Below are 22853 nucleotides of genomic sequence, written 5' to 3' on the forward strand. Positions count from 1 at the left end.
GGAAGGCGGTGGTACGGCTCGCGCCGCAGGGGGCACCGGTCAGATGATGCCCTCGAGCTCGCGGAGCAGCATCGCCTTCGGCTTGGCGCCGATGATCTGCTTCACGACCTCTCCACCCTTGTAGACGTTCATCGTCGGGATCTGGAGTACGCCGTAGTCCCGAGGAGTCGACGGGTTCTCGTCGATGTTCAGCTTGACGATGGTCAGCCGGTCGGCGTTCTCGGTCGCGATCTCCTCCAGGATCGGCGCGACCTGGCGGCACGGACCGCACCACTCCGCCCAGAAGTCGACGAGGACGGGCTTGTCGCTCTTGAGTACGTCGGCTTCGAAGGTGGCGTCGGTCACGCTCTTGATGGCGCCCAATGTTCTCTCCCCTTACTCGGTGTGGAGGGTTCAACCGCGGGGCCGGGCCCCGCATTCCCCGGGCTAGCTGTTGTGATGGGCGAGCCAGCGCTCGGCGTCGATGGAGGCGGCGCAACCCGTGCCCGCGGCGGTGATCGCCTGGCGGTAGGTGTGGTCCACGACGTCGCCCGCCGCGAAGACGCCCTCGATGTTGGTGCGGGTGCTCGGAGCCTCGACCTGGATGTACCCGTCGGCGTCCAGGTTCACCTGGCCCTTGACGAGCTCGGTGCGCGGGTCGTGGCCGATCGCGACGAACAGGCCGCCGACGGCGAGCTCGCTCTCCTCGCCGGTCTTGCGGTTGCGGATCCGCACGCCGGTGATCTTGGTGTCGCCGAGCACGTCTACGACCTCGCTGTCCCAGATGAAGCGGATCTTGTCGTTGGCGAACGCCCGGTCCTGCATGATCTTGCTGGCGCGCAGCTCGTCGCGCCGGTGGACGACGGTCACCGAGGTGGCGAAACGGGTGAGGAAGAGCGCCTCCTCCATCGCGGTGTCGCCGCCGCCGACCACGACGATGTCCTGGCCGCGGAAGAAGAAGCCGTCGCAGGTGGCACACCAGGAGACGCCGTGCCCGGAGAGGCGCTTCTCGTTCTCCAGGCCCAGCTCGCGGTAGCCCGATCCGGTGGCGAGGATGACGGCCTTCGCGTAGAAGGTGCCGCTGTGGGTCTTGACGACCTTGGGGTTGGCGTTCAGGTCGACCTCGACCACGTCGTCGGCGACCAGCTCGGCCCCGAACCGCTCGGCCTGCTTGCGCATGTTGTCCATGAGATCGGGTCCCATGATGCCGTCGGGGAAGCCGGGGAAGTTCTCCACGTCGGTGGTGTTCATGAGGGCGCCGCCCGCGGTCACCGACCCCTCGAACACCAGGGGGTTCAGTTCCGCGCGGGCCGAGTAGACGGCCGCCGTGTAGCCGGCGGGCCCCGACCCGATGATGATCACGTTACGGACGTCGCTCAACGGTCTGCCTTTCGATCCGGGTGATGCCAGTCGCGTCAACAGATCCTAGGCGTCCGGGATTCCCTCCACCCCTTTCCGCCGCTCCGGCCGACAAACGAGACAGCCCCCACCGTCGTGGCGGGGGCTGTCCGGAGGTCGTACGTACGGTGGGTCACTTCCAGGTGGCGAGGCTTTCGGGCCGGAGACTCTTGCAGGAGGAGTCGACCACCACCACGCGCACCGCGTTGATGTTCTTGTCCTCCCAGAAGGCCATGATCGTGGCCTCGTTGCCGTTGTAGAACGCCTTGTCGACTCCGATGGGCTTGCGGTCGAGCTGGTCGGAGAACCGCTTGACGCACTTGTCGAGCGGCGCGTCGTCCACCGTGTCCGACGCCGGACCGGCGCCGAAGTAGCTGAGCAGCGGGCCGTTCAGCTCCCGGCTGGTGTAGTTGTACTTGCTCTCGGAGACGGTGTAGGCCAAGGCCGGCGTGCCGGCCGAGGGGCTGCCGTCCGATCCCACGTACTCGACCGCGGGGGTCGAGCCGCCCTGGGCGGACAACACCGTCGTGGCCACCCCGGTGCCGCCGATGACGACCGCCGCCGCGGCCGCCGCCACAGCCGGTATCCGCCACGGTCTCCGCCGCCTCCTGGGGACGACGGGCACGACTGTGCCGTCGTCCGCGACGACGCCGAGAGTGGCCGCGGCGGGCGCGTCCTCCTCCTTGGGCGCCGCCGTCTCCCACGGCGCGTCCCGCATGATCCGGCCCCAGTCGGGGTTCTCCACGACGCGGAGCCCCTGTTCGCCGGCGTCGCCGACGTGGTCGAGGTCCCGGGACGCTTCGGCGGCCAGCGCGCGATCGATGCGCATGGCGACGCCCAACGGCATCGCCGGCACCGGGACCGCGGCCAGCACCTCCCGAACCGCCGCCAAGTCGGCAAGGCTCTCCCCGCAGGGGTCGCAGACCGCGAGATGCTCGCGGACCCGCCGTGCCGTGGCGTCGTCGAGGAGACCTTCCGCCAACTCGGCGAGGATCTCCAGGTCGTAGTGCGTATCACCCGTCACGAAGTTCTGCTCCCTTCGCGGATGAGACGCGAGTCCGGTCGGATCGGTTCCGCAGATGCGAAAGAATCGGGGCAAGTTTCGCGCGTCCGCGAGCGCAGCGGCTCTTCACGGTGCCTGCGGGAACGCCGAGCACACCGGCCGCGTCCTCCACGGAATAGCCCATCATGTCGACCAGGACCAGGGCCGCGCGCTGGTCCGCGGGCAGCACCTTGAGCGCGGACGTGACGTCCATCGACACCTCGCGCTCGCCGGCCTGGTCGGGCATGGGCATGTCCCGCTCGGCGGCTTCGATCAGCTCGTCGTCGGCCACCGGCCGTACGGACTTGCGGCGCATCCTGTCCAGGCAGGCGTTCACCACGATGCGGTGCAGCCACGTCGTGACCGCCGCCTCGCCGCGGAAGCTCTCCGCCTTGCGGTAGGCGGACACGAACGCATCCTGTACGGCGTCGGCCGCCTCGTCCGGGTCGCCGAGGGTCCGCAGGGCGACGGCCCACATGCGGTCCCGGTGGCGCTTGACGATCTCGCTGAACGCATGGGGATCGCCGCCGATGTGGCGGCTGAGAAGGTCGGCATCGCTCACCGACCGGGCGGCGTGCTCAGCCGGTGGGAAGTTATCAGGTGGGGGATTCACTTGGCCTGCTATGCCGATCCAGGGGAATGCACTATTACGTCATAGATGGTGCCACGATATCTACCCTCATGGGGCGGAAGCCGGGTGAACCAGATCAAAACGTACTGACCGGTGACCGGCTTGCCGGGCGTGAGGGTCACCGTCCCCGAGACGTTCTTGACCTCGGCCACGGTCTTCAACGCGCTCAGAGTGGCGGAGTTGCCGACCTTGAGCTGCACGGACGCGCCCGGGGTGTCGGCCAGCGTCACCATGACGTCGGAGATCGAGACCGGCTGGTTCATGTCGAGGATGAGCCCGACACCCTCCTTCAACCGGCCGAAGTCCGCGCTGTTGTAGCTCGTGGTGTGCCACTCGGTCGACGGCTTGCCGTCGATGGCGTTCGAGGAGAACTGCGGGTTCTCCTCCTGATCGTCCCCGAGCGGGTCGAACCCGACCGCGCCGACCGGCTTGACGACCACCGGCTTGAGGGTGGCCGTCGGCGCCACGGTCGGAGCGGGCGTGGCGACCGGGCTGTTCCCGATGCTCCTGCCCACCGTCCACGCGCCGATCCCGACGGCGAGCATGATCATGATGACCAGGGCGGTGACCAGGACCCGGCTGAGCGTCCCCGACGAGGTGCGGGGCGGCACGCCGGCGTTCGTCATCGTCGTCATCGCCATCGGCGGCATGGTGGACGACCGCGAGCTCAGCGTGTCAGGGGCCTCGGACTGCAGCACTGCCGGCGGCACCGGGCCCACCGGTACGGGGGAGGGGCGCGGCACCTCCGCCAGCGCCTCCGCCATCTGCGCCGGGGTGGACAGCGGCGCCAGCCCGCGCCTGCTCTCGGGCAGGAGCGCGCGGCAGGTGATGGCGTCCAGGTAACCCGGCACACCCGCGGTCACCTGGCGCGGGGTGCACACCTTGTCGTCGTCCAGCGGCGCCGAGGGAAGCCCTGTGTCCTCGTCGCTCGGCCAGTGGCCGGTCAGCGCCGCGTACAGCAGCCGCCCCAGGCCCTCGGCGTCGTCCCGGGCGGGGTCGTCGCTGGTGAGGCCGACGATCGCGGCGTCCACGGCCAGCCCGAGCAGCTTGACCGTGCCGCTGGAGGTCCACAGCAGGCGGGCGGGCGTGAGCTGGAGATGCGTGAGCCCCGACTCGTGCGCGTGCGCCAGCGCCTCGGCCGCCTCCGCGACCAGGGCGGCGCCGCGCTCGGGCTCCAGCCCCCCGGCGGTGATGAGGTCGGCGAGCGAGTCGCCGCTCACCCACTCGCTCACGACGTACGCGGTGTCGTCCTCGTGGGCGGCGTCGAACACCTGGGTCAGGCGGGGGTCGGTGAGGCGGCTGGCCGCGCGCGCGGCGGTCACGACCTCCTGCACCCTGTCGAACTCGGGCGAGAACGTGTGCACCGCGACCGGCCGGGCCAGGATCTCGTCGATGGCCTTCCAGAGGGTGACGCCGTTGGACTCGCTCACGCGGTCTTCGAGCCGGAACCGATCGGCCAGACGAGACCCCGGTTCGACCGTGGACATACTCATCAGGCCGCCTTACCCCGCAGCCGGCCGGCACGCATCAGACGATGCCGGGTGGATCCGTCCACGCCTTCTCGCTTCCGCTCGCCGGTCGAAGTCTTGGCGCACCATGCTAGTGCCGTACCGGTCCTGCCCGCCTTCCCCTTGGGCGACGCCTCACACCGGGCGGGCGGACATTAGCGCCTTACCCGTCCCGCCACCAGTCCAATGATGGAGCTGACCTCCGGGATCCGCATCATGTGCGCCGTGCCGAGGTAAAGCAGCAGACCGATCCCGCCGCCGGCCGCCAGCACGATCGCCGAGGTGAGCGCGGTGATGTCGGCGAACTGCCGGGTGACCCACAGGGCGGCCAGCGCGACCAGCGCCGCCGGGATCGCGGCGAAGTACATCTGCGAGAGCCCCGCGGCCACCTCCCTGCCGCCGAGACCGCCGACCTTGCGGCTGGCGAGCGTCCAGGCCACACCCGTGCCCAGCACGTACGCGATCATGAACGAGAACGCGAGGCCGATCACGATGTAGCGCGCGGGGAGCACGAGGTAGGCGACGAGGCTGAGCGCCGCGTTGATCAGGACGTTCACCCCGCCGAGGATCGTGGGCGTCCGCGTGTCGCCGAAGCTGTAGAACACCCGCAGCAGGAGCTGGAAGATCGAGAACGGCACCAGCGCCAGCCCGAAGACCTGCAGCACGTTGCCGATGTAGAGCGCGTTGCCTCCGGTCATCCGGCCCCAGGAGAAGATCAGGGTCGTCACCGCCGGGCCGAGCACCATGAGCAGCAGCCCGGCCGGCACGATCACCGACGAGATGAGCCGCACCGCCGACCCGAACTCGCCGCGTGCCGAGTCGAGCTCGCCGTCCGCCACGTACCGGCTCATGCGCGGCAGCATCGCGGTGATCACCGATACCGCGATGATGCCGTACGGGAGCTGGAAGAGCTGGAAGGCGTAGGCGTACGCGCTGTTGCCCGCGCCCGGCGCCCGCTCGCCCGCGCCGGTGGCGAGCTTGGTGGTGACCAGGAAGCCGAGCTGGGTGATGCCGACGTAGAGGAAGGTCCAGCTCGCCGTCCTGGCGGCCTCGCCGAGGCCGGTGTCGCGCAGCCCGAAACGCGGGCGGAACCGGAACCCGGCCCGGTGCAGGGCGATGACGAGGATGATCGCCTGGGCCACGATGCCCGCCGTGGTGCCCAGGCCGAGGAGCAGCAGGTCGCGGTCGGTCACCTCGTCGATGTTCGCCGAGGCGCCGCCGATCACGATGTAGGCGATGCCGACGCCGATGACCACGATGTTGTTCAGCACCGGAGCCCACATCGGGGCGGCGAACCTGTCGCGGGTGTTGAGGATCGCCCCCGCGAGCGCGCCGATCCCGAAGAAGGCGATCTGGGGGAGGATCAGCATCGCCAGCGTCGTCGCGACCTCGACCTTGCGCGGCGTCCAGTTGTCCGCCGTGTAGAGCTGCATGATCGGCCCGGCCAGGAGCACGCCGAGCACGGCGATCACAGTCAGGATGAGGATGGCGAGCGTCATCAGCCGCTGCTCGAACGCCTCGCCCGCGTCCTCGTCATGTTTCTGCGCCCGTACGATCAACGGCACGATCACGCTGCTCAGCACACCGCCGATGAGCAGGTCGAACAGGATGTACGGGATCTGGTAGGCCGCGTTGTACGCGTCGCCGAGCGCCCAGGTGCCGATCGCCGCCGCGATCACCGCGGTCCGCAGGAAGCCGGTGAGCCGGGACACCATCGTCCCGGCCATCATGATCGCGCTCGCGCGCAACATCCTGCTCATGCCGCCCCCTCGCCTGGCGGCTCGGGGCTGCATTCGCAGAGTGCGCTGTGTTTACTGATTCGCTCGCTCCGCTCGCTCATGCTTTCCCTTCGCCCGGCGGCTCGGCACGCCGTTCGCGGGGCGGGCCGTGCTCACCGGTCCGCTCGGGCGCCGGCGCCGTGCGGCGGGCGGCGGCGGGCCTGTCGGTTCGCTCGCTCAAGGCTTGTCTCCGTGGTCGGCGGGAACGGCCCGCTGCTCCACGGGCGCCGCGGCGTCGCGGGGGAGCGTCTTGCCGGACCGGCGCCGCAGGATGCGCATGACCACGGCGGCCAGCATGATCGCGAGGGCGGCGCCGACGATGACGAGGGCGATGCCGGTGTAGCCGGTGGCGCGGACGGTCACGTGGACCTGCTTGCCGTACGGCCTGCCGTCGGCGGTGAGGAGCTGCACGGCGATGGTGCTCTCACCGCCGTCGCCGTGCACGGTCACCGGGACGTTCACCAACTGGCTGCGGTTGTCGAGGATGTTGAGCTGCTCGGTCTCGTACACCCCTCCGCGCGCGTCGATCCCGAGGCGCGACTTGTCGTCCGACGTCACCCTGATCTTGAGCGCGATGCTCTCGGACAGCGAGTTGTCCACGCTGACCGGCACCTGGCCGTTGGCGCCCGCGAGCGCGCGGGGCGTGTCGATGACCGACACCTGGCCGGTCCGCTGCTCGATGGACGCGCGCACCTGCTTGACGAACCCGCTCGCCCGCTTGGCCTCGCCCCGCCAGGAGGCCGAGGCGAGCCGGAGGACGGCGTCGCCGAACAGGTTCTGCCGCTTGGTGGTCACGGTCTCGGCGATGTCCGCCTGGCGGCCGAGCTTCTTCACGCCGCCGAGGTAGGTCCGGGGCAGCTCGGCCTCGCGGTCCTGGTCGGTGTACACGAGGTCGGACCGCGGCACCTGCGCCTTGCCGGGCCGCACCGAGCTCAGCGCGGTCATCTGCAGCCACGGCGCCGACGAGGCGGCCTTGATCAGTCCGGACACGAACTCGGGGTCGGGGTTCCACAGGCGCGTGGAGGGCGCGGCGACCACGGTCCTGACCGGCTGCTGCGGTTGCCCGGACTGCTGCTGGCCCGTGCCCGACTGCTGCCCGAGCCCGCCCTGCGCGCCCTGCGGTTGCTCGAACGCGATCATCGCGGTCTCGGCGAGGAAGCGCTGCCGCGCGAGCGTGCCGGCACCGGGAACGGACGTGTCCGTGTCGAGGGCCTCGCTGAGCGTGGGGTCGGTGAGCAGCGCGGTGACCGGCCCGGAGACGGTGTCGAGGGTCGTCGCCGTGTCCGGGGTCGTGGCGACTTGAGGGTCCGGCGGCAGGGTGGAGCCGGACAGCAGGACGGTGCGCACGCCCGCGGTCGCCAGCTCGTCCAGGCCGTCGCGGTCGAGGGCGCCGCCCACCGGCCACGCCGTCGCCGTCGAGATCTCGCGGCCGAGGACATCGCCCGCGACCTCGGCGCCCCGCTTGACCGCGTCCTGCGTGGGCGTGTCCAGCCCGGCATGAACCAGCGCCGTAACGTCGGGATCCGCGTACGGCGTGGCGATCACGGGCCTGCTCGTGAGCGCGGCGCGCAGGCCGTCGAGCCAGCGGCGGGCGGACGGGTCGGCGGCCTTCTTCGCGCCGCCGCTCGCGGTCTTGACCGTGTACTCGCCGGTGGCGGTGCGGCGGGCGTCGTCGAGCAGCGCGGGGTCGACGAACCAGGTGACCGTGCGACCGCTCTTCTGCACGAGGTCGAGCAGCGAGGCGAGGCGGCCGGTGGAGACCGACGCGCGCAGGTCGTCGTCCATGAAGTCGGAGTCGCCCGCCCGGTGCGGCCGGTCCACGATCGGCATGGCCAGGGCGAGCTTGACCTTGGGCACGGGCTGCTCGGGCGGCACGTACGTCAGGAAGGTGCGCTCGATCTCGATCGGCTGCAGGCTGACCCCGTCCTGCACCTCGATGGCCAGGGGGTAGACGCCCTGGCGCGACATCCCGAGGTCGCGGGGGGTCAGGGCGAACTCGAACCGCAGCTTTCCCGCGCCGTCGAGCGGCGTGGCCTGCACCATGGTGCGGTAGGAGGGCGTGGGATAGCCCTGGCCGGCCGTGAAGGCCGCCATCTGTTCACGCGCCTGGAACGGCTGCCCCCAGTGGACGACGACCCGGACCGAGGCCGACGGCGTGCCGGTGACCACGCCGGAGATCGTCACGGGTGCGGCCGGATCGCGCAGCACCGCGGAGCTGATCTGCTCCACCACCAGCGGATCGGTCGCCCGGGTCGCCGTGGCCGTCGCGGCTCTCGTCGCCGCCGTGCCCGCGACAGCCGTACCGGCCATGCTCGTCGGAGCGAGCAGGGCGGACAGCAGGATCAGCGGAGCGGCCTTACGAATCACGTGCGGGCCAGGTGTGAGGATCGGCGCACGCCCAGAATGGTATGGCCTAAGCCGTCCTCATTGGGCTTGCCAGGGGTGTCAGAACGCGCGGCCGGGGCACCGCGAGGTCCGCCGGTGTGCCCGTCACCAGCGAGAAAAGGTGCCGGGCGCGGATTCGCAGCGCGGTGCGGCGCTCGCCCGTGACGGTGTGGACGAACTCGTCGGGATGGATGCCGTCGGCGAGTCGCCGGTCGACGAGGACCGTCAGCCCGTCGGGGAGCAGCAGCGGGCAGACGAGCCCGTCGGCGTAGTCGGTGACCGAGTTCACCACGAAGGCGGACGCGGCCGAGACGCGGTCGGCCCCGAGCACGGCCGCCACCGCGGACGGTGCGGGGGCCGTCCCCGCCGCCCCGACCACGGCCACCGGCGCGGCGGACCCGCGGGTCACCGCCTGGAAGACCGTGACGCGGACGCAGTGCGAGGCGGGGGCGCCGAGGACCTCCGGCAACTCGTCGGCGCATGTCAAGGGACGCGGAAGACGTACGATCTCATGGTGGATCTGGTGGGCGAGGAGCCAGCGGTGAATGGCGAGAGCGTCCTTCATCTCATTGCTCCTTGCCTCGTCCCAGAGCCCCCGGCACAGCCGTAAGAGGTGATCGCAGCGTGTCGGGGGAAACCTGTTCCGTGACCGAAGGACGTACCCAGCCTTGTCCGTTTCAAATCTGAGCGACATTCAGAAACGCTCCGTGGACGACCTGTTCCGGCGGATCGCTCCGGTCGCCGACGAGATCGGCCAGATGTTCGCCGCGCGCGGCCACGAGCTGGCCCTCGTCGGAGGGTCCGTCCGTGACGTCTTCCTCTCCCGCATCGGGAACGACCTCGACCTGACCACGGACGCCAGGCCCGAGCAGGTGCTGGAGATCGTCAAGGACTGGGCGGACGCCATCTGGACGATCGGCATCGACTTCGGCACGGTGGGCATCCGCAAAGGCGGCTGGATGCTGGAGATCACCACCTATCGCGACGAGGCGTACGACCGGACCTCGCGCAAGCCCGAGGTGGCGTACGGCGACACGCTGGAGGGCGACCTGGCCCGGCGGGACTTCGCGGTCAACGCGATGGCGGTGCGGCTGCCCCAGCACGAGTTCGTGGATCCGTACGGCGGGCTCTCGGACCTGATGGCCAGGGTGCTGCGGACGCCGGGCACGCCGGAGCAGTCCTTCGACGACGACCCGCTGCGGATGCTGCGCGCGGCGCGGTTCGCCTCCCAACTGGAGTTCACGGTCGATCCGAAGGCCGTCGAGGCCATGACGGCGATGGCCGGACGGATCGAGATCGTCTCGGCCGAGCGGATCCGCGACGAGCTGGACAAGCTCCTGTGCGGCGCGCACCCGCGCGCGGGCCTGTCGCTTCTCGTGGACACCGGGCTGGCCGCCCACGTCCTGCCCGAGCTGCCCAAGCTGCGTCTGGAGATCGACGAGCACCACCGGCACAAGGACGTCTACGAGCACACGCTGATCGTCCTGGAGCAGGCGATCGCGCTGGAGGAGGCCGGTCCGGACCGCGTGCTGCGCTGGGCCGCGCTGCTCCACGACGTGGGCAAGCCCAAGACCCGCAGGAACGAGTCCGGCGGCCGGGTGTCGTTCCACCACCACGAGGTCGTCGGCGCCCAGATGGCCAAGAAGCGGCTGTCGGAGCTGCGGTTCCCCAAGGACGTCGTGTCGGACGTGTCCCGGCTCGTGGAGCTGCACCTGCGCTTCCACGGGTACGGCACCGGCGAGTGGACCGACAGCGCCGTGCGGCGTTACGTGCGCGACGCCGGGCACCTGCTCGACCGCCTGCACAAGCTCACCAGGGCCGACTGCACCACCCGCAACAAGCGCAAGGCGGCCGCCCTGTCGCGGACGTACGACCAGCTCGAGGAGCGCATCGCGCGGCTGGCCGAGGAGGAGGAGCTGGCCAAGATCCGGCCGGAGCTCGACGGCAACGAGATCCAGGAGATCCTCGGCGTGTCCCCGGGCCCGGTGGTCGGCCGCGCGTACAAGCACATGCTGGAGGTGCGCATGGACCAGGGTGTGATCGGCAAGGAGGCGGCGCGCGAGGAGTTGCTCGCCTGGGCGAGGGCGCAGGACCTCGTGCCCTGACGTCCTGGAGGGCGCCTGCGGCCAAGCGGGTTTCCTGGGGTCAGCACGCCTCGTGCCTGACGCCCCGGAGGGCGCCTGCGGCAGCCTCAGGCGCTCTTCGACGTCTCGACGGGGGCGGTGCGGGCCGAGGGGACGAGCAGGCGGTATCCGAACGCCCCCAGCACGTACGCGCCGGCGATGACGCACAGAGCGGCGTAGGACCGGCCGTTCGGCGGGAGGATCGTCGCCGCGATCACCGCGCCGAGCACGGTCGAGCCGTTGAAGAGCATGTCGTAGATCGAGAACACCCGGCCGAGATAGACGTCGTCGATGTCCCGCTGCACGACCGTGTCGGCGCAGATCTTGACGCTCTGGCCGCCCACGCCGAGCATGAACCCGGCGACCAGGAACCCCCACTGCTGGAACGGCAGGCAGAGCACCAGCTCCAGCACTCCGCAGCCCGCCAGCATGGCCGGCACCCAGTTCTCGATGCCGAACCGCTCGGCCCCCCACGGCGTGATCAGCGCGGCGACGAAGAACCCCGCACCCGAGGTCGCCACCACGAGCGTGATGCCCTTGAGCGCCACTTCGGCGTCCGTCGTGAAGTAGTACCGGTACAGCATGACCACCAGCGCGATGGACATGCCGTACAGCAGGCGGTGGGTGGCCATGGCGCCGAGCGCGGCCGCCGCCGGGCGGCGCGAGAGGATGTGCCGCGTGCCGTTCGCGAGCCCCACGAGGACGTCCCGGATCACCTCGCTCGCCCGCGGCCGGTCCGGGTCGTACGGCGGGCCGAGCAGCTCGCGCGGCATCGTGCGCGCGATCAGCGCGCTGAAGCCGAAGGCCAGGCCCGAGACGGCGAGCAGGACGACGGTGCCGCCGGTGTGCGGGCCGAGCCCGAAGCGGAGCAGCAGCCCGATGCCCGCGCCGACGAAGGTCAGTACGGTGCCCGAGGTGGGGGTGACCGAGTTGGCGATCATGAGTCGCTCGGCCGGTACGACGTGGGGGAGCGACGCCCCGAGTGCGGCGAGGAAGAAGCGGTTGACGCCGAGCACGGCGAGCGCCGCGGTGTAGAAGACCGCTTCCGAGGCGCCGCCTGCCAGCAGGGCCGCGGTCAGGAGCAGCAGCGTGCCCCGGACGACGGGCGCGACGACCAGGATCTGCCGGCGTGACCACCGGTCGATGAACACCCCGACGAACGGCCCGAGCAGGCTGTACGGCAGGAACAGCACGGCCATGCCCGCGGCGATCTCCGCCGCGGTGGCCTGCTTCTCCGGGCTGAAGAAGGCGAAGCCGGCGACGGCGGCCTGGAAGATCCCGTCGGAGAACTGCGACACCAGGCGGGTTCCGAAGAGCCGCCTGAAGTCCCGCCCCCGCAGGACAACGCGCAGATCTGAGACGTAGGACACGCGGGACAGCCTACGTGGGGCGGCCGGACCGGCGTATCCGGATCATCCCTGAACCATCCCTGAAAACATTCATCACTAATTTCCCTTTTGTCGGGAAATCGGGTCATGTGGGAAGGGGGCTCGTGGAGCGATAACGGCTGTTCGCGAGGTTTCCGCGGGCGGACACCGTAACCTCGGTCGTGTGACCAATGACGAACATGTCGTGCTGGTCGACGGCGAGGGAAACCCCGTGGGCACGGCGCCGAAGGCAGAGGTGCACGGCACCGACACGCCGCTGCACATGGCGTTCTCCAGCTACGTCTTCGACCACGAGGGACGGCTGCTGCTCTCCCAGAGGGCCGGGCACAAGCAGACCTGGCCGGCGCAGTGGACGAACAGTTGCTGCGGGCATCCGCTGCCGGGCGAGGCGCTTCCCGACGCGGTGATCAGGCGGCTGAGGTACGAACTCGGGCTCGTCGTCGAGAGCGTCGATCTCCTGCTGCCCCGGTTCGCGTACCGGGCGGTCATGGACAACGGGACGGTCGAGAACGAGCTGTGCCCCGTCTACCGGGTGGTCGTCTCGGAGGAGCCGGCACCCAACGCCGACGAGGTCGACGCGGTGCGGTGGATGCCGTGGAAGCAGTTCGCCGACACGGTGCTCAGCGGCGAGCTGGACATCTCGCCCTGGGCGCGGGAGCAGGTGCCGCAGCTCGTGGCGCTGGGCCCCGACCCGCTGGCGTGGCCCGCCGGCGACCCGGCCGCGCTGCCCGCCGCCGTGCGGTGAGCTCTCGGCGGGACTCTCTGCGGAACACGGAAAACGCCCCGGCTCTCCGAAGAGCCGGGGCGCCCGGTACGGCTGGTCGACGGCGCCGGGTCAGCGGTCGGCCTCGCCGCGGATGAACCGCTCGACGGCCTCGCGGGCGTCGTCGTCGGAGTACTGCTCCGGCGGCGACTTCATGAAGTAGGACGACGGCGACAGCAGCGGGCCGCCGATGCCCCGGTCCAGCGCGATCTTGGCGGCGCGGACCGCGTCGATGATGATGCCCGCGGAGTTCGGAGAGTCCCAGACCTCCAGCTTGTACTCCAGGTTGAGCGGGGTGTCGCCGAAGGAGCGGCCCTCCAGGCGCACGTAGGCCCACTTGCGGTCGTCGAGCCACGGCACGTGGTCGGACGGGCCGATGTGGACGTCGGCCTTGGACATCTCGTGCGGGATCTGCGAGGTGACCGACTGGGTCTTGGAGATCTTCTTGGACTGGAGCCGCTTGCGCTCCAGCATGTTCATGAAGTCCATGTTGCCGCCGAAGTTGAGCTGGTACGTGCGCAGCAGCTCGACCCCGCGGTCCTCGAACAGCTTGGCCATCACGCGGTGGGTGATGGTGGCGCCCACCTGGGACTTGATGTCGTCGCCGACGATCGGCACGCCCGCCTCGGTGAACTTGGCCGCCCACTCGGGGTCGGAGGCGATGAAGACCGGCAGCGCGTTCACGAACGCCACCTTGGCGTCGATGGCGCACTGGGCGTAGAACCGGTCGGCCTCCTCGGAGCCGACGGGCAGGTAGGAGACCAGGACGTCGACCTTCGCGTCCTTGAGGGCCTGCACGACGTCGACCGGCCGCTCGTCGGACTCCTCGATGATCTCGCGGTAGTACTCGCCGAGACCGTCGAAGGTGTGCCCGCGCTGCACGGTGACGCCGAGGGGCGGCACGTCGCAGATCTTGATGGTGTTGTTCTCGGAGGCCACGATCGCCTCCGACAGGTCCCGGCCGACCTTCTTGGCGTCCACGTCGAAAGCGGCCACGAACTCGACGTCGCCGACGTGATAGTCGCCGAACTTCACGTGCATCAGGCCCGGCACTCGGCTGGCCGGGTCGGCGTCCTTGTAGTAGTGGACACCCTGCACCAGCGACGCGGCACAGTTCCCCACACCCACGATGGCTACGCGTACCGAACCCATCGCACTCGCTCCTTTACTCATCTGCCTCGGGCATATCCGCCCTCTTGGTTCCGTCCTGTACGGCATGCGGTCGTTCTGTCGTGCTCGGGTCCTCACGGGCCGTGGTGCCGCGCCGTTCGGAGTCGATCAGCTCGTTCAGCCACCTGACCTCGCGCTCGACCGATTCGAGCCCGTGGCGCTGGAGCTCCAGCGTGTAGCTGTCGAGCCGCTCCCTCGTCCGGGCGAGAGCCGTACGGACGCTGTCCAGGCGCTCTTCCAGCCGGCTGCGGCGGCCTTCCAGGATGCGCAGGCGCACCTCCGCCTCGGTGTGGCGGAAGAAGGCGAAGCGGATGCCGAAGCTCTCGTCCTCCCAGGAGGAGGGGCCCGACTGGGTGAGCAGCTCGTGCAGCCGTTCCTTGCCCTCGGCGGTCAGCTTGTACACGATCTTCGACCTGCGGCCGATGACGGTGTCCGCCGGCGGCTCCTCTTCGGTGATCAGACCGTCGTTGAGCAGGGCCCTGAGACAGGGGTACAGCGAGCCGTACGAGAACGCGCGGAACATCCCGAGCAGGGTGTTGAGCCGTTTCCGCAGCTCGTACCCATGCAGGGGGGTTTCGTGTAGCGAGCCAAGGACGGCGAGCTCCAGCATTCCACCACGCGGGCCGGTCACCGGAACACCTCCTTGTATCTCGCAGATGTATCGAACCGATACATCCGCAGGATACGTCCGCCTGGCATACCGTGCAACGTGTCAACGGCGGGGCACGATCCGGTAAAGAGCCGTAATCTGTGTCACATGCGGTCAGACTGGACGTCCTGGTCTCCTGGACGCGCCAAGCGGACGGCGTACTCGCCGGTCCGCGATGCCCGCATGGAATCGCGCGCTTCCCCAACCTGCGGGCGGTACCCCGTTCCTTCACCCTTTGTCGCCGATGTGAGCAAGATCACGCCAAATGTCGGTGATCACGGCGAACAATCGGGCGGCCAGGGTAAAAGCCGCGCCATTCCCTCCCGCGACTCCCCGGGAATGAGGAGAACTTCCCGTCCATGTGGTTCGGGTCTGCCATGGTTGGGGCTGGAACCACAGGCACGCCGCGACCGTCGTCGATACGGGCGGCGATCCTCAGGTTCGGGGTGGTCTCCTCAGTTCGTGAGGAGACGAGCCGCCCGCCCGCCGGCCCGACGTCGGCGACTTTCCCCTGATGACTGAACGAGGACGCGTGACCAACAGCAACTATGGACCGGAGCCGACCGGCCGTCCCGAGGGTCCCTCGGGCTCCGGTGGATCAGCCCGCCCTGGGCGCCGCCGTCGCGCGGACGCCGCGCCCGGTGATCAGTACGGCCGTGCCCCCCAGGGCCCACCAGGCGGACGTCCGGGCGCCCCGCGTCGCAGCGAGGCGGCCTTCGAGGACACACAGGGCATGCCGCCCGTCCAGCCGCCGCGCCCGGGACCGGATCCGCGTAGGAACGGTCCCGGCGGGCCCGGCGGGCAGGACCAGCGCACCCAGCGCCTGCCCCGCCCGGACGGCCTCGGCGGACGTGGACGGCCGGACGGCCCCGGTGGTCCGGGGGGGCCGGGGGGACCGCAGCGCGGCGGCAGGCCGGGCGGCGACCGGACACAGGTCATGGGCGCGCCTTCGGGCGAGCCGCGCCGCCGCGCCGACGGCGAGGAGACCCAGGCGATGCCCCCGGACGGCCGGCGCCGCCGGGGCGGTCGCGGCCCCGAAGGCCCGGGAGGGCGCGGACCCGGCGGGCGGGGCCCGCGGGACCCGCGCGACTTCGACGACGACGATGACGACGGGAAGCCGCGGCGCACCGGCTGGAAGCGGTTCATCCCCAGCTGGAAGATCCTCGTGGCCGGGTTCACCATCCTGGTGGCCGGCGTCTTCGGCATGATCGCCGTCGCGTACGCGAACACTCCGGTGCCGACCGGGAAGCAGGCGGACGCCACGGCCGAGGGCAGCGTGTTCTACTACCGCGACGGCAAGACGGCCATCGGCCGCATCGGCCAGTCGCGAGTGAACATCGATGACATCAAGAAGATCCCCATGCACGTGCAGGACGCGGTGATCGCCGCGGAGAACCGCAGCTTCCGCGAGGACTCCGGCATCTCCTTCAGCGGCCTGATGCGGTCGGTCTACATGACCGTCACCGGCGAGCAGGTCCAGGGCGCCTCGACGATCACCCAGCAGATGGCCAGGAACTACTACGACGGCCTGAGCAGGGAGGTCAGCGCGCAGCGCAAGATCAAGGAGATCTTCGTCGCGATCAAGCTCAACAAGGAGAAGTCCAAGGACGAGATCCTCCTGCAGTACCTCAACACGGTCCCCTTCGGCCGGGGCGCCAACGGGATCGAGGCGGCGGCCCGGGCCTTCTTCAAGAAGCACGTCTGGGAGCTGGACGAGGGCCAGGCCGCCTACCTCGCCGGCCGCATCCAGAGCCCCAGCCGGTTCGACGTGGAGGAGAAGAAGAAGAACTTCGCCCTCACGCGGGAGCGCTTCGCGTACGCCATCGACGGCATGGCCAAGCTCGACCCGGCCAAGTACGGCGGGCTCCCGGCGAAGTACGGCGTGCAGGTCGTCGACGGTCTGCCGAAGCTCGTCGACACCAAGAAGTTCCCCAAGCTCGCGAAGGACGACGACAAGAACGTCTACGGCGGGCTCAAGGGCTACATGATCGTCCAGGCCATGGAGGAGCTGAAGGATCGCGGCATCTCGCCGGACATGGTCCGCAGCAACGGCTACAAGATCATCACCACCTTCGACAAGCGGCTGATGCTCGCGGCCAAGAAGACCGTGAAGGACGTCACCAAGGCCAACGGCATGTCGAAGGAGTACCACGCCGGGCTCGCCGCGGTAGACCCGCGCAACGGCCGGGTGCTCGCCTTCTACGGCGGCGACGACTACGTGACCGACAACTGGAACGAGGCGTTCGACTCCAGGAAGCAGGCCGCCTCCGCCTTCAAGCCGTACGTGCTGGCCGCCTGGCTGGACGCGGGCTACAGCCTCGGCAGCCTCGTGCCCGGCAACGTCACCAAGCCGGAGAAGCTGCCCGGCACGACGCCGATCAAGAACAGCCACAACGTGGGCCAGGCCATCGACCTGATCAAGGCCACCGCGCAGTCGGTCAACACCGCCTTCGCCTCCATGGGGTACACGCTGGACGAGAAGAGCGGCACGATCGGCCAGCTCGCCGCGGTGAAGCAGATCGCCATCGACGCCGGTCTCAGCAAGTACTGGATGGACAAGGACGTCGAGGACCACAAGTACCTGTTCACCATCGGCAGCGCCCTGGTGACCCCGGTCGAGCAGGCCGCCGGGTACTCGATCTTCGCCAACGCCGGAAAGCACGTGGACTACCACGTGGTCAAGGAGGTCAAGCAGGGCAACCTCGTCGTCATGCCCGAGCAGGCGACGGTCAAGCAGGTGATCAGCGCCGAGGCGGCGGCGGACGCCACCGTGGCGATGGAGGAGGTGCTCAAGTCCGGTACGGCCAGAGGCAAGGGCATCGGCCGTCCCGCCGCGGGCAAGACCGGCACGAACAACGACGAGAAGGAAGCCTGGTTCGTCGGCTACACCCCGCAGCTCGTCACCGCGGTCGGGATGTACCGCGAGCAGTGCTACACCAAGAGCGGGAAGCTCGTCCCGCTCAAGGGGCTGACCTGCCCCCTGGGCAAGGAGCCCAAGTACGGCGAGAACAACCCGTACTCCACCGCCAAGGAGGTCTCGCTCGGCTTCGAGGGAGCCGGTCCGCCCACCAGCATCTGGCGCGCGTTCATGCTCGAGGCGATGAAGGACGAGAAGGCCGAGCAGTTCCCGGCCAAGTCCGGGATGGGCCAGCCGGAGAACATCGTGCCGAGCCCGTCGCCGAGCCCGTCGGCCACCCCCGAGGGCGAGGAGTTCCCGCCGGACGGCGGGTTCCCACCGGACGACACGACCGACTGCGACCCCATGGACCTCTCCTGCAACGGCACGGGCGACCTGGACCCGGGCGGCGACAGCGGCGGTGAGGAGGACCCGTGGGGCGACGGCGGCGACGGCTTCGGCCAGGGCCCGGCCGTGGCCCCGGCGCCCTCGCCCGGGCCGTCCGGCAGGAGGACCACGTCGAGCACCGGCATGTAGTGCCCGCGAGCCCCCGCGCGTCCCGCACGCGCGGGGGCTTCGCCTTTTCCGGAAACGGAGAAACCGCATGAAAGATTCAGCGAGAACCGCCGTGAATTCGCCGCGGCGAACGCGGAGAACGCCGGGAACGCGAGGAACCCCGCGTACGAGAGGCGCCGGGCGAACACGGAGAAAAGCCGTCGCGCCGTTCTTGGCTTATTGTGCGTACGGCGCCGCTGCTGAAAAGCTGATCGACGATCGGCGGGCCCGCCCGTACGCCTCCGCACACCGTTTCCCGAAAAGTGATCGATAGGCGCGTGATGACTCGGACCACGAACGCTCCTGGCCCGCTCGGCGCGGTCGCGCAGAGGGCGGTGCCCTACCTGCCGCTCGGGCTCCTCGCCGGTCTCGGCGCGGTGCTCGCCTTCCTGTGGAAATGGCCGTGCCGGTTCGGGGGCGCGTGGAACGGCGGTCTCGGGCAGTACACGAACTTCTGCTACACCGACATCTATCCGCTGTGGTGGGCCGAGCACCTGAACGAGGGGAAGATCCCCTACGTCGACTATCCGGTCGAATATCCCGTCGGCATCGGCGCGATCATGGAGTTCGCCCGGCGCCTGGCCGGCGGCGACGGCGTCGCGTTCTACGACATCACCGTCATCCTCATGGGCGCGTCCCTGGTCGCCGGGGTGCTGATCATGGCGGCCCTGGCCGGGCCCGCCCGCCCCTGGGACGCCCTCTGGTACGCCGTCGGCCCCGCGGTCATCCTCTGCGCGTACATCAACTGGGACCTGGCGGCCGGGGCGCTCGCCCTGGGCGGGCTGCTCGCCTGGTCGCGGGACCGGCACGTGCTCGCCGGAGTCCTGCTCTCGCTGTCGGTGGCCACGAAGTTCTATCCGCTGATGTTCTTCGGCGCGCTGTTCCTGCTCACCGCCCGCACCGGGAAGTGGGTCCCGTTCTTCCGCATGGCGGTCGCCGCGGCGGGGACCTGGCTGGTCGCCAACGTCCCGGTCATGCTGATCAACTTCGAGGGGTGGAAGCGGTTCTACTCCTTCAGCAGCGAGCGCGGCGCCGACTGGGGCGGCCTGTGGTTCTTCTTCCAGCGCAAGGACTGGGGCTTCCTCGCCGACACCGGGTCGCTGAACACGATGGCCATGGCCGCGCTCGCCGTGCTGCTCCTGGGGATCGCGGTGCTCGCCGTGGCGGCGCCGCGCCGGCCCCGGCTGATGCAGCTCTGCTTCCTCGCGCTCGCGGCCTTCATGGTGACGAACAAGGTGTGGTCGCCGCAGTACGTGCTCTGGCTGCTGCCGTTCGCCGTACTGGCCCGGCCGAAGTGGGGCGCACTCGTCGCCTGGCAGATCGCCGAGTGCTGGTACTTCTTCGCGATCTGGCTCTATCTCACCGCCCAGTACCCGGACGGGGTGAACCTCGGCATCGGGGACACCTCGTACTTCCTCGCGGTGTGGGCCCGGGCGATCACGATCGTCGTCCTGATGGCCCTGGTCGTACGGGACATCCTGCGGCCGGAGGTGGACGCCGTCCGCGCGGGCGGGGCCGACGACCCGTCCGGCGGCGTGTTCGACGGGGCCGAGGACCGGTTCACGCTCACGCCCCGGCCGAAGGCCGACGTGGCGGCCGTGGAAGCCTGAGAGGGTGCGACACCGGTTTCCCTGGCAGGTGCTGCCCGTCTGGCTGATCACGCGCGCGGTGCTCTTCCTCGCCGCGACGCAGGTCATCCCGGTCGGGCACGAGGGGTCGTTCGAGGGCGACGTCACGCTCTACGGCAACTGGGCCCAGATCCTTCTCGGCGGGGAGTTCCCCGCCGGGGACGACAAGTGGCAGTACCCGCCCTACGCCGCGCTGCCCATGCTCGCGCCGCACCTGCTGCCGTGGAGCTACCGGATCAGCTTCTACGCGGTCGCGCTGGTGTGCGACCTGGCGATCCTGCTGCTGCTGTGCCGGTTCACCGCCAAGACCGGCGGGAGCCGTGCCGGCGTGTGGGGGTGGACCGTCGGAGCGGCCCTGCTCGGGCCGCTGCTGATCTCCCGGTACGACCTGATGGTGACCCTGGTCGCGGTCCTCGCGCTCACGCTCTCGACGGACGCGGCGGTGCGGGGAGCGCTGATCGGGTTTGGGTTGGCGATCAAGGTGTGGCCGGTCGCGTTGCTCGCCGGGCTGCGCCGCTGGCGCGAGCTGCTCACCGGCGGCGCCTCGTCCCTGGTGGTCGTGGTGCTCGGCTGCGGCGTGGCCACCCTGGTCCTGCCGCACGCGCTCGACTTCCTCACCGCTCAGCAGGATCGGGGGCTCCAGATCGAGTCGCTGGCGGCCACGCCGTTCGCGCTGGCCCGCGCGCTGGGGTGGTGGGGCGGGTTCACGACGTACCAGCACGGTGCGATGGAGCTCGTCGGTCCCGGCGTCGAGAGCGCGACCCTGGTGAGCGTCGCCGCGACGCCGGCCGCGTTCGTCCTGCTCCTGGTGTGGTGGTTCCGCGCCGCGCCGACCGAGAACACGTACTTCGACGCGGCGCTGACCACGGTGTTGTTCCTGGTGGTGACCAGCAGGGTGTTGTCGCCGCAGTACCTGGTCTGGCTGCTGGGCGTCGCTGCGGTGGTGCTCGCGGCGCGGACCCGGCAACGGCCCGCCGCCTGGCTCGTCCTCGCCGCGACCCTGCTGACCGGGATCATGTACCCCTGGGTGGAGGAGGACTACAGCTGGAGCGGCCGGCTGCCGGGCACGCTGGTCCTGGTCGCGCGCAATCTCGTCTTCCTCGCGGCGGCCGTCGTGTCGTTCGTCCAGCTCTGGCGCAGCACCCGCCGGCCGCGCGCGGCCGGGCACGGAGAGTCGGACGAGCGCGGAGAGGACGCCGAGCCCGGCGAGGATATCGGCGATCCCGGGGACGGTGCGGCCTCGCGCGGTCCCGGGATGCGCACGGCGTAAGTCCCTACCCGTTCTGATCCGGCCGTAATCCAGAGAAGTTATCCACAGGCTGTGGACACTGTGGAGAACCGGTGGACGTCAGAGGTGCTTGCGCAGGAAGGCGATGTCGTCGGCCTGGCCCTCGAACGGCGTCTCCACCACGATCGGCGCTTCGGCCTGGCGGCAGACCGCGAGGATGCGCTCGGCGTCGATCTGGCCCGCGCCCAGGTTGGCGTGCCGGTCCGCGCCGGAGTCGAAGGCGTCGCGCGAGTCGTTGCAGTGGACCAGGTCGATGCGGCCGGTGATCGCCTTCACCCGGTCCACGACGTCGGCGAGGTCCTCGCCGCCCGCGTGCGCGTGACAGGTGTCCAGGCAGAAGCCGATCATCGACGCGTCCCGCGCACCCGAGGTGACCGCGTCCCAGAGCCTGGCGATCCGATCGAGCTTGCGCGCCATCGCGTTGCCGCCGCCCGCCGTGTTCTCGATCAGCACGGGGATCGGGCAGTCCATCCGCTCGAACACCTTGCGCCAGTTGTCGAACCCGATCTGCGGGTCGTCGTCCTTGTTGACGTGGCCGCCGTGGACGATCAGGCCCTTCGCGCCGATGGAGGCGGCCGCCTTGAGGTGGCCCTCCAGGAGCTTGCGGCTCGGGATGCGGATCCGGTTGTTCGCCGTGGCCACGTTGATCACGTAGGGCGCGTGGACGTAGACGTCCACCTCCGACTCCTTGATCGCGTCGGCGCTCTCCGGCAGGACCGGGCCCTTCCACCCCTGCGGGTCGCCGAGGAAGAACTGCACGACGTCGGCGTCGCGCGCCGCCGCGTGGGCGAGCGGGTCGTCCTGGTCGACGTGCGCGCCGATGCGCGGGAGGCGTACGTCCTGACCACTGCCCATCGTCGTCCTACCTCCGTGGGTCGGGGAAGCGTGTGGAAGATGCCGCACACCCGCAGGCGCCGGTGCCGTGCCGCGCGTGGGGCGTGCCGTACCGACACTAGACGGTCCCGCCGGAACGCGTCCCGACGGTGAAGGGCGAACCCTAAGCCATCGGCAAAGAGCGTTTCAAGGGGACTTGACCGGGAAGCGCTCTTTTGACGGCGCGGCGCGCGCCGACGCACGAGGAGGCGACATGACCCCCCGACTGTTGCGCGTCATCCTGGTGATCTACATCGTCGTCGGCGTCTACGTCGCCTGGGTGCACCACTATCTGACGCCCGGCGTGCTGCGTCAGCTCGCCCAGGCGCTGCTGGCCGTCTTCCTCTGGGTCCTCGTCCTGCTGGGCGTGGACCTGCACCTGGCCCGCTGACCGCCGGACCGGGCGGCCCGCCCGCCGGGTACGCTCCGGTCACGGGTTCGGCTACGGGCCCGGCGTCATGGGAGGTAGCCTCCGTGCGCGATCCCGAGCGCGGCCCCCACGAACGAGGCGACGATCCCGATGATGATGATGCTGCGCTGCGGGGTCGTCACGGAGACGTACTGCGCGTAGAGCCCGCCGCAGAACCCGATGGTGCCCACCCACGAGGCGACCGGGTGGAGACCGACGACGAACCCGGTGACGATCGCCAGGAGTCCGACGACCAGGGTGCTGACCGCCAGGGCGTTCTCCAGAGTGTGCGGCCTGCCGTCCGTGTTCAGGGTGAACCGGTAGGGCGGCCGTCTGAGGCGTCCAAGAACGTTCGGCATCTGCGTCACCCCCTCATGCTGCTCAGTTTCC

General features: G+C 70.1%; 19 protein-coding genes. 6 read left to right on the top strand and 13 right to left on the bottom strand.

The window, feature by feature from the left end:
* Positions 1-39: 39 nt before the first annotated feature.
* The 8 genes from trxA to AWQ70_RS10910 form a co-directional block, all read right to left on the bottom strand.
* Positions 40-363 (bottom strand): thioredoxin, encoded by a 324-nt coding sequence (trxA, locus tag AWQ70_RS10875; RefSeq protein ID WP_067173774.1) that lies wholly within the window; start codon positions 361-363, stop codon positions 40-42.
* Between the two features lie 63 nt (positions 364-426).
* A complete protein-coding gene (gene trxB / locus AWQ70_RS10880; protein ID WP_067173777.1) occupies positions 427-1359 on the bottom strand; it encodes a thioredoxin-disulfide reductase in 933 nt (310 codons plus the stop codon).
* A 151-nt stretch (positions 1360-1510) separates the two neighbouring features.
* Entirely contained in the window at positions 1511-2401 is an 891-nt protein-coding gene (locus tag AWQ70_RS10885) for an anti-sigma factor family protein (RefSeq protein WP_067173778.1), read from the bottom strand.
* Positions 2391-2981: an RNA polymerase sigma factor SigM gene (sigM, locus tag AWQ70_RS10890; protein ID WP_245646900.1), complete on the bottom strand. Its 591-nt coding sequence runs from the start codon at positions 2979-2981 to the stop codon at positions 2391-2393. The genes AWQ70_RS10885 and sigM overlap by 11 nt, the downstream gene beginning before the upstream one ends.
* 59 nt (positions 2982-3040) lie before the next feature.
* Positions 3041-4543: a protein kinase family protein gene (locus AWQ70_RS10895; protein WP_067173784.1), complete on the bottom strand. Its 1503-nt coding sequence runs from the start codon at positions 4541-4543 to the stop codon at positions 3041-3043.
* A gap of 170 nt (positions 4544-4713) precedes the next feature.
* Positions 4714-6318, bottom strand: coding sequence for a murein biosynthesis integral membrane protein MurJ (gene murJ / locus AWQ70_RS10900; protein ID WP_067173788.1), 1605 nt, complete (start codon positions 6316-6318; stop codon positions 4714-4716).
* A gap of 195 nt (positions 6319-6513) precedes the next feature.
* A complete protein-coding gene (locus AWQ70_RS10905; protein ID WP_067173791.1) occupies positions 6514-8703 on the bottom strand; it encodes a hypothetical protein in 2190 nt (729 codons plus the stop codon).
* 46 nt (positions 8704-8749) lie between these two features.
* A complete protein-coding gene (locus AWQ70_RS10910) occupies positions 8750-9286 on the bottom strand; it encodes an aminoacyl-tRNA deacylase (RefSeq protein ID WP_067173793.1) in 537 nt (178 codons plus the stop codon).
* Positions 9287-9428: 142 nt separating this feature from the next.
* Here AWQ70_RS10910 and AWQ70_RS10915 point away from each other — a divergent pair, with 142 nt between their 5' ends.
* The gene (locus AWQ70_RS10915) at positions 9429-10826 is read left to right on the top strand and encodes a CCA tRNA nucleotidyltransferase (RefSeq protein ID WP_281196886.1); all 1398 of its coding nucleotides are present in this window, start codon (positions 9429-9431) and stop codon (positions 10824-10826) included.
* A gap of 86 nt (positions 10827-10912) precedes the next feature.
* Here AWQ70_RS10915 and AWQ70_RS10920 read toward each other — a convergent pair whose 3' ends face one another.
* Positions 10913-12214: an MFS transporter gene (locus AWQ70_RS10920; RefSeq protein ID WP_067173798.1), complete on the bottom strand. Its 1302-nt coding sequence runs from the start codon at positions 12212-12214 to the stop codon at positions 10913-10915.
* A 181-nt stretch (positions 12215-12395) separates the two neighbouring features.
* On the opposite strand from AWQ70_RS10920, the gene idi reads away from it, so the two are divergent.
* A complete protein-coding gene (idi, locus tag AWQ70_RS10925) occupies positions 12396-12977 on the top strand; it encodes an isopentenyl-diphosphate Delta-isomerase (protein ID WP_067173800.1) in 582 nt (193 codons plus the stop codon).
* A 90-nt stretch (positions 12978-13067) separates the two neighbouring features.
* On the opposite strand, the gene AWQ70_RS10930 is transcribed toward idi, so the two are convergent.
* Entirely contained in the window at positions 13068-14147 is a 1080-nt protein-coding gene (locus AWQ70_RS10930; protein ID WP_067173803.1) for an inositol-3-phosphate synthase, read from the bottom strand.
* A gap of 13 nt (positions 14148-14160) precedes the next feature.
* On the bottom strand, positions 14161-14796 hold the full coding sequence (locus tag AWQ70_RS10935; RefSeq protein WP_218004491.1) for a PadR family transcriptional regulator: 636 nt from the start codon (positions 14794-14796) through the stop codon (positions 14161-14163).
* Positions 14797-15751: 955 nt separating this feature from the next.
* Between AWQ70_RS10935 and AWQ70_RS10940 the strand changes: the two genes are divergently transcribed.
* The 3 genes from AWQ70_RS10940 to AWQ70_RS10950 all read left to right on the top strand — a co-directional run bounded on the left by AWQ70_RS10940 (position 15752) and on the right by AWQ70_RS10950 (position 21163).
* Entirely contained in the window at positions 15752-18247 is a 2496-nt protein-coding gene (locus tag AWQ70_RS10940) for a transglycosylase domain-containing protein (RefSeq protein WP_067173810.1), read from the top strand.
* A gap of 299 nt (positions 18248-18546) precedes the next feature.
* Positions 18547-19875, top strand: coding sequence for a glycosyltransferase family 87 protein (locus tag AWQ70_RS10945; RefSeq protein ID WP_067173812.1), 1329 nt, complete (start codon positions 18547-18549; stop codon positions 19873-19875).
* A 4-nt stretch (positions 19876-19879) separates the two neighbouring features.
* Positions 19880-21163: a glycosyltransferase family 87 protein gene (locus tag AWQ70_RS10950; RefSeq protein ID WP_157529997.1), complete on the top strand. Its 1284-nt coding sequence runs from the start codon at positions 19880-19882 to the stop codon at positions 21161-21163.
* A gap of 78 nt (positions 21164-21241) precedes the next feature.
* Here the strand turns inward: AWQ70_RS10950 and AWQ70_RS10955 are convergent, their stop codons facing one another.
* A complete protein-coding gene (locus tag AWQ70_RS10955) occupies positions 21242-22036 on the bottom strand; it encodes a deoxyribonuclease IV (RefSeq protein WP_067173819.1) in 795 nt (264 codons plus the stop codon).
* 232 nt (positions 22037-22268) lie between these two features.
* On the opposite strand from AWQ70_RS10955, the gene AWQ70_RS39820 reads away from it, so the two are divergent.
* Positions 22269-22445, top strand: a complete 177-nt coding sequence (locus tag AWQ70_RS39820; RefSeq protein WP_169808649.1) for a hypothetical protein — start codon at positions 22269-22271, stop codon at positions 22443-22445.
* A 65-nt stretch (positions 22446-22510) separates the two neighbouring features.
* Here the strand turns inward: AWQ70_RS39820 and AWQ70_RS10960 are convergent, their stop codons facing one another.
* Positions 22511-22822: a hypothetical protein gene (locus AWQ70_RS10960; RefSeq protein ID WP_067173996.1), complete on the bottom strand. Its 312-nt coding sequence runs from the start codon at positions 22820-22822 to the stop codon at positions 22511-22513.
* Positions 22823-22853 lie beyond the last annotated feature (31 nt).

The sequence above is a fragment of the Microtetraspora niveoalba genome, from assembly GCF_001570405.1.
Lineage (GTDB): Bacteria > Actinomycetota > Actinomycetes > Streptosporangiales > Streptosporangiaceae > Microtetraspora > Microtetraspora niveoalba.